The sequence below is a fragment of the Streptococcus sp. HMSC071H03 genome (assembly GCF_001813035.1).
GTDB classification, from domain to species: domain Bacteria; phylum Bacillota; class Bacilli; order Lactobacillales; family Streptococcaceae; genus Streptococcus; species Streptococcus anginosus.
In genome coordinates this window covers 130,223-143,641 of record NZ_KV811142.1, presented here as the reverse complement: position 1 = coordinate 143,641, position 13,419 = coordinate 130,223, and the positions used below count along the sequence as shown (strand labels likewise).

8 protein-coding genes, 1 pseudogene and 1 other annotated feature are annotated in these 13,419 nt (G+C 39.2%); of the genes and pseudogenes, 8 read left to right on the top strand and 1 reads right to left on the bottom strand.

Annotated elements, in window-relative coordinates:
• Window positions 1–116: 116 nt before the first annotated feature.
• Window positions 117–353: a binding site (T-box leader), on the top strand.
• 131 nt (window positions 354–484) lie between these two features.
• The 3 genes from trpX to HMPREF2887_RS01050 are packed head-to-tail and all read left to right on the top strand — an operon-like array spanning window position 485 to window position 3,153.
• Window positions 485–1,489: a tryptophan ABC transporter substrate-binding protein gene (gene trpX / locus HMPREF2887_RS01060; RefSeq protein WP_021001498.1), complete on the top strand. Its 1,005-nt coding sequence runs from the start codon at window positions 485–487 to the stop codon at window positions 1,487–1,489.
• Between the two features lie 42 nt (window positions 1,490–1,531).
• Entirely contained in the window at window positions 1,532–2,398 is an 867-nt protein-coding gene (locus tag HMPREF2887_RS01055) for an ABC transporter permease (protein ID WP_021001499.1), read from the top strand.
• Complete coding sequence (locus tag HMPREF2887_RS01050; protein WP_057489602.1) at window positions 2,395–3,153, top strand: ABC transporter ATP-binding protein; 759 nt, start codon at window positions 2,395–2,397, stop codon at window positions 3,151–3,153. Before HMPREF2887_RS01055 ends, HMPREF2887_RS01050 begins: the two co-directional genes overlap by 4 nt.
• Window positions 3,154–3,168: 15 nt before the next feature.
• Here HMPREF2887_RS01050 and HMPREF2887_RS01045 read toward each other — a convergent pair whose 3' ends face one another.
• On the bottom strand, window positions 3,169–3,510 hold the full coding sequence (locus HMPREF2887_RS01045) for a hypothetical protein (protein WP_057489603.1): 342 nt from the start codon (window positions 3,508–3,510) through the stop codon (window positions 3,169–3,171).
• A gap of 87 nt (window positions 3,511–3,597) precedes the next feature.
• Between HMPREF2887_RS01045 and HMPREF2887_RS01040 the strand changes: the two genes are divergently transcribed.
• From HMPREF2887_RS01040 to addA, 5 genes and pseudogenes are all read left to right on the top strand, one after another.
• Entirely contained in the window at window positions 3,598–3,810 is a 213-nt protein-coding gene (locus HMPREF2887_RS01040) for a YdbC family protein (RefSeq protein WP_003025304.1), read from the top strand.
• A 196-nt stretch (window positions 3,811–4,006) separates the two neighbouring features.
• The gene (locus HMPREF2887_RS01035; RefSeq protein ID WP_057489604.1) at window positions 4,007–4,900 is read left to right on the top strand and encodes an ABC transporter ATP-binding protein; all 894 of its coding nucleotides are present in this window, start codon (window positions 4,007–4,009) and stop codon (window positions 4,898–4,900) included.
• On the top strand, window positions 4,897–6,111 hold the full coding sequence (locus HMPREF2887_RS01030) for an ABC transporter permease (RefSeq protein ID WP_057489605.1): 1,215 nt from the start codon (window positions 4,897–4,899) through the stop codon (window positions 6,109–6,111). Before HMPREF2887_RS01035 ends, HMPREF2887_RS01030 begins: the two co-directional genes overlap by 4 nt.
• Window positions 6,112–6,231: 120 nt before the next feature.
• Window positions 6,232–9,504, top strand: coding sequence for an ATP-dependent nuclease subunit B (gene rexB / locus HMPREF2887_RS01025; RefSeq protein ID WP_057489606.1), 3,273 nt, complete (start codon window positions 6,232–6,234; stop codon window positions 9,502–9,504).
• Window positions 9,501–13,179: pseudogene (gene addA, locus HMPREF2887_RS01020) on the top strand (helicase-exonuclease AddAB subunit AddA). The gene rexB and the pseudogene addA overlap by 4 nt, the downstream one beginning before the upstream one ends.
• The last annotated feature ends 240 nt before the right edge of the window (window positions 13,180–13,419 follow it).

Genomic DNA, 13,419 nt, shown 5'->3' with positions numbered 1-13,419 from the left:
TTTTCTCTCCTTGAATGATACTAAAGAAAATTATAACAAAAAATAGCAAGAAAAGGTTGGAAAATTATTGTCAGAAAAGTTTGACAAAATACTTGACTTTTGTTTCAGAAACATCTAAAATAATATCAAATTAGAAAAGTAATAAAATAGTTGTTGGCAGAGAGCTTGTGGTTGGTGAAAACAAGCAGCAGCGTTTTATGAAATTGGACTAATGGATAGAAGTTGAATTTGAAACGATAAAAATTCGGTGAGCACACCTTACAGTGCAACTTGTTGTTAGACAAGATAGAGATGTGGGAGAAGTCTATTATTTTTCCCATAATTGAGGTGGCACCGCGATTTACGCCCTCACACAGGATGAACTGTGTGTGGGTTTTTCTTTTATTATTTCAATCTCGTTAATGGAGGTAAAAATATGTTGAAACGATGGCGACTCTGGCTTTTACTCGAATAAAAATTAGAAAATACGAAATGGAGAACAGATATGAAAAACAAACGGTTAATGGGAATGATTGCTCTTTTAGTGGTATTAGTTGTCGGAGGCATTATTTATTCTAGTGTAAATGGCGAGAAAGCACCGAAGACAAACAATACAACCAAAACAGTAAAAGTTGGTGTGCTGCAATATGTCAGTCATCCGTCACTTGATTTGATTTATAAAGGGATTCAAGAAGGATTGGCGCAAGAAGGTTATAAAGGCAAGAAGATCAAAATTGACTTTATGAATGCAGAAGGTGACCAAAGTAAAGTGGCAACGATGAGCAAGCAATTAGTTGCCAATGGCAATGACGTGCTGATTGGAATCGCAACGCCTGCTGCTCAAGGTTTGGCTAGTGCAACGAAAGACAAGCCAATCGTCATGGGAGCAGTGACTGATCCAGTTGGGGCAAATTTAGTAAAGGATTTGAAAAAGCCGGGAGGCAACATTACAGGTGTGTCTGACCACAACCCAGCTCAACAGCAATTGGAGCTCATCAAACAATTAACACCGAATGTGAAAACAATCGGCGTCCTTTATTCAAGCAGTGAAGACAATTCAAAAACGCAGGTAGAAGAATTTACAGCTTTGGCTGAAAAAGCAGGCTATAAAGTGCTTCCTTATTCTGTACCTTCTACCAATGAGATTGCTTCAACCATGAATGTGATGACAGGAAAGGTAGATGCCATTTGGATTCCAATTGACAACACCATTGCTTCAGCTTTTTCAACAGTCGTTTCCAGCAATCAAACGGCTAAAAAACCAATCTATCCAAGTGCGACAGCTATGGTAGAAGAAGGTGGTCTGGGTTCAGTGGTTGTCGATCAAAAAGATCTTGGAGTGGCGACTGGAAAAATGACGGCGAAAATTTTGAAGGGCGCTAAACCAGCAGACACAGCTGTTGAAATCTTTGCTACTGGCAAATCAGTTGTGAACAAAAAAGTGGCTGCTCAGCTAGGAATAACAATTCCAGATGATGTTCTGAAAAAAGCAGGACAAGTCATTGAGTAATCCGATTATAAGAAACGATATTTTAAAAGTTAGGACAACAGTATGATTATTTCAATTGTCTCACAAGGACTTGTTTGGGCTATTTTGGGTTTGGGGATTTTTATGACTTTCCGCATTTTAAACTTCCCTGATATGACAACAGAGGGCTCTTTTCCATTGGGCGGAGCAGTAGCAGTTACGCTGATTAGTAAGGGAATCAATCCTTTTCTGGCAACTGCTGTTGCTATTCTGGCAGGCTGTCTGGCAGGCATGGTAACAGGGCTTCTCTATACTAAGGGGAAAATTCCTACTCTCCTTTCGGGAATTTTAGTCATGACTTCCTGCCATTCTATTATGCTTATGTTAATGGGGCGGGCTAATCTTGGACTTCTTGGAACGAAGCAAATTCAGGACTTTCTACCGTTTTCTGGCGAATTAAACAATCTTCTGACAGGATTGATTTTTGTCAGTTTGGTAATTGTAGCATTGCTTTTTTTTCTAGATACAAAATTGGGTCAAGCTTACATTGCCACGGGTGATAATCCTGATATGGCAAGGAGTTTTGGCATTCACACAGGACGAATGGAGTTAATGGGTCTGGTGCTGTCTAATGGCGTCATTGCCCTAGCTGGCGCCCTTATTGCCCAGCAGGAAGGTTATGCGGATGTCTCGCGTGGGATTGGTGTCATCGTTGTGGGGCTTGCCAGTCTCATTATTGGAGAGGTGCTTTTTACCAGCCTGACATTAGCAGAACGCCTATTGACGATTGTTGTCGGATCTATTTTCTATCAATTTCTGATTTGGGGCGTGATTGCGCTTGGCTTTAATACCAGCTATCTTCGCCTTTACAGTGCGGTTATCTTGGCAATTTGTCTCATGATTCCGACTTTCAAAAATAAATTCTTTAAAGGAGTCAAGTTAAGCAAATGACAGCAATTGTAGAATTAAAAAACGCGACAAAAATTGTCAACACAGGTATTGAGGAAGAAAAGGTCATTTTGAATGATGTTTCACTGGATATTTTTGAGCATGACTTCATTACCATTTTAGGTGGAAATGGGGCAGGGAAATCTACGCTTTTCAATGTCATCGCAGGAACATTGCCATTGACGAGTGGCAGCATCCATATTCTAGGTGAAAATGTGACCAGTTATTCGCCAGAAAAACGGGCTAAGTATCTATCGCGCGTTTTTCAAGACCCAAAGATGGGAACAGCTCCGCGTATGACGGTGGCAGAAAACCTATTGATTGCTAAATTTCGTGGTGAAAAACGTCGTTTGGTGCCACGTCGTCTGAGTCATTATCGCAAAGAATTTCAGGAAACAATAGACAAAATCGGCAATGGTTTAGAAAAACATTTGGATACGCCAATTGAATTTCTTTCTGGTGGTCAGAGACAGGCTTTGAGTTTGTTGATGGCGACTCTCAAGCGCCCAGAACTGCTTCTTCTGGACGAACATACAGCAGCGCTGGATCCAAAAACTAGTGTTGCCCTTATGGAGTTGACTGATGATTTTGTCCAAAGAGACCAACTGACTACTCTCATGATTACTCACCACATGGAAGATGCTCTTAAATACGGCAATCGCTTGATTGTCATGAAAGACGGACAAATTATCCAAGACTTACATCAAGAAGAGAAAGCGAAAATGACAATCGCGGATTATTACAGCTTATTTGAATAAAAAAATTCCAATCTCCTAGTTGAGGTTGGAATTTCTTTTTTGCGCTTCTCTGATAGTATTTGGAACCAGACGAATCCGCTTAATATCTGAAATACGAATAATCGTTGACATACTTTTCTGGAAGTTTTTAACAATCAATTGCTGACGCTCTTTGTCATATTTGACAATATCACCAGTAAAACTTTTATCTGAAAAAATGACATGCACACCTGATTTTTTTTGCAAAGCTGTTTCAATCGTCTGCAAAATATTGGCGTTGTCTTCCTCTATCTCTTGTGTATCCTTTTTATAATTGATAAATTCACTTGCGCGCTCTAAAATCATTTCGAGAAATTTTTTCATAGCTAAATTCTCCATAACTTGTTACAATATATTATATAACAAACTCGCTAAAAAAGTAAATTTTTTACGAATAAATCAAGAAAGAAGAAAAAGGAGACAAAAATGTCAGAATTCAAATTTGAGATAGAAGAAAAGTTATTGGTGTTATCAGAAAATGATAAAGGCTGGACGAAAGAGCTGAATCGAGTGAGTTTCAATGGTGCGCCAGCTAAATATGATATTCGTAGTTGGAGTCCTGACCATACAAAAATGGGGAAAGGGATTACGCTCTCCAATGAAGAATTTCAAGTATTAGTGGATGCTTTTAAAGCTTAGTAAAGCGCAAATAGAATCAAGGCAAGAGAGTGAGAGGCAGTCGCACTGTGGGCAATTGTTGATGGCTCTCTTTTTGCTGTAGAAAATAAGGAAATTTTACACAAAAACTTGAAAATACGCTTTCAAAATGTTATACTATTAAATATAGAGATTGTATATATACATATAGTGAGCTTAGAATTTTAGGAGGTTTAGGATGCTTGAAATTCAGAAGTTAGAAAAAAGTTTTGGGGAAAAACAAGTACTATTTGGTGTTGATTTCAGGGCTGAATCAGGACAAATCCTCGGTCTGATCGGAAAGAACGGTGCTGGGAAAACAACGATTTTCCACAGTATTCTGCGTTTTTTAGAATACAGCGGAAACATTACATTTGATAAGCAACCGATTTCTCAGGAGACCTATCGGAAAATTGGTTATTTGCCAGAAGAGCGAAGTCTGATGCCTAAGTTAACCGTTTATGAGCAAGTGCGGTATTTGGCAAATTTAAAGGGAGTGCCAAATGCGGTTGTGAAAGAAAAATTGCCTCAGTGGATGGAGCGCTTGCAAGTCAAAGGAAAAGTGACTGATAAAATCAAGAGCTTGTCCAAAGGGAATCAACAAAAAGTGCAGTTGATTATCACACTTTTGCATGAGCCAAATTTGATTATCCTAGACGAGCCATTTAGTGGTTTGGATCCTGTAAATACCGAGATTTTGAAACAAGTCATTATTGAGGAAAAAGAGCGAGGAGCAACCATTATTTTCTCTGACCATGTGATGACCAATGTGGAAGAATTGTGTGATGATGTTGTTATGATTCGTGATGGAAAAGTTATTTTAGATGGCAGCGTGCAGGAAGTTCGTAATCAGTACGGCAAAACGCGTCTCTTTGTGTCTAGCTCGCTGTCTCAAACTGAATTAGAAGAACTTCCTCACGTAAGTAAAGCCAATCTAACCAACCAAGGAACATGGCGATTGATATTAGATGACGAAGCAGCTGGTAAGGAATTGTTTGACTTGTTGACTAAAGGACAATATATTGAAACTTTTGACCAACAAGCTCCAACAATTGATGAAATCTTTAAGTTAGAATCAGGGGTGGAAGTATGAAACAGACTTTAATTGTTATCAAAGAAACCTATCTTCGTCATGTCAAGTCATGGAGTTTTGTCTTCATGGTTATTTCGCCTTTCATTTTTATCGGTCTGAGTATGGGAGTTGGTTATCTTTCCTCCATGTCAGGTAGTAATTCTAACCGTGTTGCAGTCGTAGTGGATAATCCTCAAGTCAAGGAAGCTCTGAAAGATACTAAGAATCTAGATTTCGATTATAAAAATAAAGCAGCAGCTAAGAAAGCTGTAAAAGATGGCGATGTTGGCGGATATTTGCTAGTATCAGAAGAAAAGGGGCAAATCAAGGCAACTTATTTTGCAGATACGAGCATGAGTAGTGCTACAAAAATTGAAATTACACAGAAACTGATGCAGTTGCAACAGGTTGCAAATATTAGCCAAGCTAATTTATCAGCTAATCAAGTGAAGCTACTTTCAAGAGCTATTGATTTCAAAGAAAAAATTGATGAGAAGAAAGAAGCGAAGAAGGCAACTCAAACGATTGTCGCAACAGCAATTGGTCTTGTACTTTATATGATTCTCATTGTTTACACAAGCTCAACTGCTCAAGAAATTGCAAGCGAAAAAGGAACCAAGATTATGGAGGTTATTTTCTCCAGTATCAAGGCTTCTGAATATTTCTATGGTCGAATGGCAGGGATTTTTGCAGTTATCTTGACCCATGTCAGCATTTATGTAATCGGTGCAGTGCTGTTGCTTGCTTTTTCAGACCAGATTTCTTTTGTAAAAGAATTCTTAAACGCCAATCCAAATCTGATGAAGCATTTGGGAGAAGCAATTTCCTTTAATACTATTGCTTTCATCACCTTGAGTGTCTTTATGTTTGTGGTCTTATCTGCCTTTTTAGGCTCAATGGTGACGAGAATTGAAGACGTTGGGAAAGCTGTTCAGCCTGTTGTGATGCTGATTATTTTGGGATTTTTGGGAGTGACGGCTCTTGGAAATGCTGGTGACACGATCTTGTTGAAAGTTGGTTCTTATATTCCGTTTATTTCGACCTTCTTTATGCCCTTCCGTGCGATTAACGGTTATGCAAATGGGCTAGAAGCTTGGATTTCATTTGCCATTGCCTTTGTCTTTACCTTAGGAATGACAGTTTATATCGGTCGGATTTACTCCAGTTTGATTTTGCAGACGGATGATATTGGCATTTGGAAGAGCTTCAAAAAAGCTTTAGCTTATCATTAAAAATAGTTCTCCACAAGTATTCTTGTGGGGATTTTTCTTGAAAAGGCATGCAGTCAATCGCTGTTGAAAAACTTTAAAAATGATATAATTAAACTATATTTTGACAGAAACAGGATGCTCATGAAATTACTTTATACAGATATTCGCAATCCCTTAACGAAGATTTTGGTGAAAGAAGCAGAACGCTTGGCACAGGAAGGTAAGCGCGTGTTTTATATTGCACCTAATTCTCTTTCATTTGAAAAGGAGAGAGCTGTTTTGGCTCTTTTAGAAAACCATGCTTCCTTTGCTATTACAGTGACACGTTTTGCGCAGATGGCACGTTATTTTGTCCTCAATGATGTGCAAAAGGGAGAAAACATAGATGATATTGGGCTTAGCATGCTCTTTTATAAAGTGCTTTCAGAAATGAATGAGCATGATTTGAGGCTGTATGGTGGCATTCGGACGGATGCACAATTTATTCAGCAATTGGTTGAGCTCTATCATGAACTGCAAGTCGCTCAGATGAGTTATACAGACCTAGACTATTTGGAAGAAGCAGAGAAAAAAGCAGATTTAATCAAGATTTTTCAAGTAGTGATGTATCAGCTTAATCAGAGTGAATTTACTTCTGATTCAAATATCATGGCCTTTACCCATCATATTATAGCAGGTGATGTGGATGAGGAGCTGCAGGATTTAGTCTTGGTTATTGATGGGTTTACGCGCTTTTCGGCTGAGGAAGCTTATTTGATCGAGCTTTTGCATAATAAGGGTGTGGAAATTATCATCGGTGCTTATGCAAGTGAAAAAGCGTATCGTGCAAGTTTTCGAGAGGGCAATCTTTATCAGGCGAGTGTTGATTTCTTGCGACAGTTAGCAGGTAAATTTGAAGTGAAACCTGAATATATACCAGCAAGCCAGCCAGATGATGCTTTTGGAAAGATTTCAAAACTGTTAGAAAGTCGGTATGATTTCTCAGATGTTGACCTAAAGTTAACGGAGCAGGATCGATCGCATGTGCAGATTTGGTCAACAGTCAATCAAAAAGAAGAATTAGAATATGTGGCAAAAAGCATTCGTCAGTTAGTTCATGATGGAGTTCGTTATAAGGATATTCGCGTTCTTTTGGGAGATGTGGAAACGTATCATTTACAGTTAAAGACGATTTTTGATCAGTATCAAATCCCTTTTTATCTGGGACGAAGTGAGGCTATGGCCCATCACCCTTTGGTGCAATTTATTGAAGCTTTAGTGCGCCTAAAACACTACAATTTTCGAACGGAAGATTTGCTCAATCTCTTAAAAACAGGTCTTTATGGTCATTTAAAGCAAGAAGAACTAGACTTGTTTGAGCAATATATCCGTTTTGCAGACGTGAGAGGAATGAGTAAGTTTTCTAAAGAATTTACTCATAATCAACAACGAAAATTTAATCTAGTTCATATCAATCAATTAAGAAAAAATATAGTCACTCCTCTCTTGGAATTTTTTAAATCTCGCAGTCAAACAGCGACAGGCCTGCTTCAAAAATTTCATCAATTTTTAACAACAATTTCTTTTTCTCAGAATTTTGCTGGTTTAGTAGATTTTACGAATCCGCAAGATCAAGAACGGCAAGAAGAAGTTTGGAAAGCTTTTTGTCATGTTTTGGAACAATTTGCCAGTGTCTTTTCAGCCAGCAAAGTCAAGCTAGATGATTTTCTGACTCTGGTGCAGTCAGGAATGCTGTTATCCAACTATCGGACTATTCCAGCAACAGTAGATGTCGTGACCATTCAGTCTTATGACTTAATCGAGCCTTTGTCAAGTCCTTTTGTCTATGCTGTTGGTTTGACCCAAGACTATTTTCCAAAAATTGCGCAAAACAAGAGCCTCTTGTCAGATGAAGACCGATTACGATTAAATGAAGCGACTGATGAGCATTCGGAGTTGCGAATTGCTGCTCAGGAAAATCTCCAGAAAAATCGTTTTGTCGCTTTGTCACTTCTGAATGCTGCAACGGAGAGGTTGGTGCTCTCCACTCCTCAGATTGTCAATGAAATAGAGAACAACATTTCTCCATATTTGTTAGAATTGCATGAACAACCAATTGGGCTGCCGATTGAAGTGAAGCGTTCGCAGGCAACGAGTGATGATATTGGAACTTATCGAGCTCTGCTGGCGAGGGTTATTGAGTTGAATCAAGGTGATATTGATAAAGAGCGCTCTTTGACGGAGAAAGAACAGACTTTTTGGTCAGTAGCTGTGCGGGTTCTGCGCAAAAAATTGGAAAGCGAAGGTATTTCGATTCCTAATGTAACGTCAAGCCTTGAAACAGAAACCTTGTCAACACAGACATTGCAAGCTCTTTATCCGCCTCATCAGGCATTTCTACTGTCGACTTCAGCTTTGACAGAATTCTACCGCAATCAATATGCTTATTTTTTGAAGTATGTCTTGGCTTTGCAGGAAGAAATGACGATTCACCCAGATGCGCGTAGCCATGGAAATTTTCTGCATCGTGTGTTTGAAAAAGTCATGCAAGAGCAGTCTAGTGAGCCATTTGATAATCGCCTAGAAAAAGCCATTCAAGAAACCAGTCAGGAGGCAGAATTTAAAACTCTTTATACAGAAAATGCAGAAGCCTTGTTTGCTCACGAAGTCTTGCTGGACACAGCGCGTGCGACAGGACAGGTTTTAGAGAGAAATGAATTGGTAGAAACCATTCAAGAAGAAGCTGTTTTCGGTCAAGAAGAAACAAATGTTCTAATCTTGTCAGACGGACGCAACCTTCAAATTCGAGGGAAAGTTGACCGGATTGACCGTTTGAAGATAGATGGCAGTCTAGGCGTTGTTGACTATAAATCAAGCGATACGAATTTTGATTTTCAGAAATTTTTCAATGGCTTAAATTCTCAATTACCTACCTATCTAGCAGCTTTGAAACAAGAGTCGTGGATGAATGAAGAAGCGCATGCTTTTGGTGCTATGTATCTGCAGATGACCAATCCACTTGTGCCTTTAGCCAAGACGAAGTCGCAAGGCGACGCTGTCAAAGAAGCAATGAAGAACCTAGAATACAAAGGTCTGTTCTTGTTTGAGCAGGCTCGTCAGCTGAATGGTTTGTATGATAAAAAGAAAGTGAATCTGTTGAGTCAAGAGGAATTGGAGACATTGTTGGCTTATAATGCACTCTTGTATCGCCGTGCTGCTGAGCAGATTTTGGCAGGGCATTTTTACATCAATCCTTATACGGAAAATGGTAGAAGTATTGCGCCTTTTGTGGAACAATACAAATCCATTACGGGTTTTGAAGCGAATCTTCACCTCTCTAGCGCCCGCCATTTGGTTAAGTTAGATAGTCACCCGATAGGTGAAAAGAAGCGTCAAGCATGGATAGAAAAGATGAAGGAGGAGTTAGAGAAATGAGACAGATTCCATTTTTGAGTCAGGAAGAAATCTATACTTTGCAGGAACGAGAAGCTCAGTCTGACAAAGCTCAAAAACGTACACCAGAGCAAATCGAAGCCATTTACTCCTCCGGTCAAAATATCCTTGTATCTGCTTCTGCAGGCTCAGGAAAAACCTTTGTTATGGTGCAGCGGATTATTGACCAAATTCTGCGGGGAGTTCGCATTGACCAGCTCTTCATTTCGACTTTTACCGTTAAAGCAGCCAGTGAATTAAAAGAGCGCTTGGAGAAAGAGTTATCCAAGGCTTTGAAGGCAACAGGCGATGAGGAGCTCAAACAGCATTTGGCACAGCAATTAGCTGATATTCCAAATGCTGACATTGGTACCATGGACTCTTTCACTCAAAAAGTCCTAAATAAATATGGTTATCTCCTAGAATTGGCGCCGAATTTTCGCATTTTACAAAGCGCAAGTGAGCAGTTATTGCTGCAAAATGAAGTTTTCGAGCAAGTTTTTGAAGAATTCTATCAATCTGATCAGGCTGCTTTATTTAAAAAATTAGTCAAAAACTTTACCGGTCAAAGAAAAGATTTGCTTGGTTTTCGAGAGCAGATTTATAAGATTTATGCTTTTTTGCAATCCACTAGTAGTCCAATAGCATGGTTGGAAAAAGATTTTTTGAAAGGCTATGAACGTGCAGATTTCCAAGAAGAAAAAGCGCAACTTTTGGCACAAACAAAAGAAGCCCTTTTTGACCTAGAAGAATTTTTCCATTATCATTTGGCGAATGAAGCCAAGGAATTTCCCAAAGCAAAATACCTTGAGAATGTGCAGAGCGTGCTTGATTGTCTGGTAAGCTTACAAGAGCAGTCCTCTGAGGAAGCTTATCTCACAGCACTTGATAGAATTGTAGAGATTTCACGTGCAAGCAATGGGAAAGCTTTGACAAACAGCGGACGCAAAGAAGAATTAAAAGAAATTATCAGCACTTATAATGAAAAACGTAAGGAAAAAATTCAAGTTTTACGTAATTTAGCGGATCGATTTTATCGCTTTGAATTTCAAGTAACTTATCATGAGGAAGCAAGAGAAATCCTGCTTGTCTTGCAACGGTTTATGAAAGCATTTGTTGAAAGTTATTTGAATCGGAAAAAGAAGAAAATGCGTTTGAATTTGCAGACATCAGTCATTTTGCCATTCAGATTTTAGAAGAATTTCCTGATGTGCGCCACTTTTATCGGACAAAATATCATGAAGTCATGGTGGACGAGTATCAGGATACCAACCATACGCAGGAGCGTATGCTGGAGCTGTTATCAAATGGGCATAATCGCTTTATGGTGGGGGATATTAAGCAATCTATTTACCGTTTTCGTCAGGCTGATCCACAGATTTTTAATGAGAAATTTAAAACCTATCAAGACGATAGCCAGCAAGGGAAATTGATTGTTTTGAAAGAGAATTTCCGCAGTCATGTAGAAGTCTTGGAAGCCACGAATGACGTTTTCAAACGTCTCATGGATGAGGAAGTGGGAGAAATTGATTACAATGAAACGCATTATCTAGTAGCTGGAAATCCTGATAAGAAAGAGCCAAATCCACAATATCAGACGGAGTTTCTCATTTATGACGGAATGCTTGAGACGAATAATGAGGAGAATGACAAGGATGTTTCTTCTATTTCTGCGGGAGAAGTGGCGCTGGTTATCAAAGAGATTATCCGTCTGAACAATGAGGAAAATGTCCCATTTGAAGATATGACATTGCTAACGGCTTCGCGGACGCGCAACGATGTGATTTTATCTGAGTTTGCCAAATACGGTATCCCAGTCGTTTCCGACGGTGGCGAGGACAATTACCTTCAGTCTGTAGAAGTCATGGTGATGTTGGATACTCTGCGTACGATTAACAATCCGCTCAATGATTATGCTTTGGTGGCACTTCTAAAGTCACCAATGTTCACCTTTACTGAGGATGAATTGGCTCGTTTGGCCTTGCAAAAAAGGTGACTGAAGCTAATTATATTATTCATCAAGAAAATCTTTATGAGAAGTTGAAAAATGCTTTGAGTGGACACGGTCAACATCCCGAACTCATCACACCTCCTCTTTTAAAGAAAATCCAGCAGTTTCAAGAAATACTACTGGATTGGCGAGAGTTTGCAAAAATAAATTCGCTCTATGATTTGCTTTGGAAAATTTATCAAGACCGCTTTTATTATGACTATGTAGGAGCCCTACCAAATGGCGCAGGGCGTCAAGCGAATCTCTACGCTCTTACTTTGCGAGCAAATGACTACGAAAAGATGAGTTTTAAGGGGGTGTCGCGTTTTATCGGGATGATTGACAAAATCTTGGAAACACAGAACGACTTGGCGAGTGTCGTCGTTGCGGCTCCGAAGCATGCAGTCCGCTTGGTGACAGTTCATAAGAGCAAAGGTTTGGAATTTAAATATGTCTTTTTGCTTAATATGGATAAAGTCTTCAATCGTAAGGATAGTAGTTCTGCTTTGATTCTCAGTCGTCAAAATGGCGTCGGCATCAAGTATGTCGCGGACGTAGTGGTAGACGCTGCTGATGAGTTAGCGCCTAATCATGTTCGCTTGTCTATTGATACTCTTCCTTATGTGCAAAATGAGCGTGAGATTCATTTGGCAAGTATTTCTGAGCAAATGCGTCTGCTCTATGTTGCTATGACGCGGGCAGAAAGAAAGCTGTATCTGGTTGGCAAAGGTCGTCAAGAAAGCCTAGAGAAAAAGACCTTCCCTGCTCCTGAAAATGGTCGTTTAGCAGCCTCCATTAGGCAAACTATGACAAGTTTTCAAGACTGGATTTGGGCTTTACAGACAGTCTTTGAGAAAGACGATTTAGCTTTTTCAACACAATTTGTGACGGATAGCGATTTAACAAGTGAGAAAATAGGTCAGTTAAAGCTGAAGGAACGGATTGTCGAGGAGAACTTAGCGCACAATCGCCAGTCTGAGGATATTCGCAGGGCTTTGGATATTTTGGAAAATGTGGACAGGCTAAATACTCAGTATCGAGCAGCCATCCATTTGCCAAGTGTTCGGACACCGAGCCAAATCAAGAAATTTTATGAACCGATCATGGATACAGACGGTGTTGAGATTATGGAGAAAAAAACTCCAGATTTTATTGGAAAAACTTCTTTTGAACTACCTGACTTTGCTAAAAAAGCCCCTGTTACAGGAGCGCAAATCGGTAGTGCTGTCCATGAACTGATGCAGCGTATTCCTTTAAATCAACTGCCTACAATAGCTATTTTAAAGGAAACATTAGCTCAGGTTCAGGCAGAAGAAACTGTCAAAAAGAAGATTGATTTGCAAAAGATAGCTAGTTTCTTTGAGACAGAGCTTGGTCAACTACTCTTAAAGCAGGCAGATAAAGTTTATCGTGAAGCTCCTTTTGCTATGTTAAAGCAAGATCAAGCGAGCGGACAGGATTTTGTGGTCCGTGGAATTTTGGACGGTTATCTCCTACTGGCTGATCGTATCGTTCTCTTTGATTATAAGACAGATCAATATACAAATCCAAGTGAATTAGTGGGGCGCTACCAGGCACAATTAGCATTTTACGCTGAAGCCCTTCGTCGTTCGTATGGTATTGAAAAAATAGAAAAATATCTAGTGTTGTTGGGCGGAGTTCAACTTCAAGTAGTAAAAGTAGACTAGATAAGATTTTTAGAGAATTGGGCTGATGAATGCTCCCAATTCTTTTTTACAAAAATAGAATCCTCTATTTCCGAATATTTGAGTTGTAAAAAAATAAAAAAGTTCACAAATCAGCTGATTTTTTAGAAAAAGTTATTGAAAATTTCAGAAAAATACGGTAAACTAGTATGTAACCAGACGATGGAGGAATGATATTTGAAATTATATCCTGTTGTTGCAATTCAATCTTATAAACTAAAT

Excerpts from the sequence above, each read along its gene's own strand:
- trpX (WP_021001498.1), top strand. The coding sequence starts at position 485 with ATGAAAAACAAACGGTTAATGGGAATGATTGCTCTTTTAGTGGTATTA.
- HMPREF2887_RS01055 (WP_021001499.1), top strand. The coding sequence starts at position 1,532 with ATGATTATTTCAATTGTCTCACAAGGACTTGTTTGGGCTATTTTGGGT.
- HMPREF2887_RS01050 (WP_057489602.1), top strand. The coding sequence starts at position 2,395 with ATGACAGCAATTGTAGAATTAAAAAACGCGACAAAAATTGTCAACACA.
- HMPREF2887_RS01045 (WP_057489603.1), bottom strand. The coding sequence starts at position 3,510 with ATGGAGAATTTAGCTATGAAAAAATTTCTCGAAATGATTTTAGAGCGC.
- HMPREF2887_RS01040 (WP_003025304.1), top strand. The coding sequence starts at position 3,598 with ATGTCAGAATTCAAATTTGAGATAGAAGAAAAGTTATTGGTGTTATCA.
- HMPREF2887_RS01035 (WP_057489604.1), top strand. The coding sequence starts at position 4,007 with ATGCTTGAAATTCAGAAGTTAGAAAAAAGTTTTGGGGAAAAACAAGTA.
- HMPREF2887_RS01030 (WP_057489605.1), top strand. The coding sequence starts at position 4,897 with ATGAAACAGACTTTAATTGTTATCAAAGAAACCTATCTTCGTCATGTC.
- rexB (WP_057489606.1), top strand. The coding sequence starts at position 6,232 with ATGAAATTACTTTATACAGATATTCGCAATCCCTTAACGAAGATTTTG.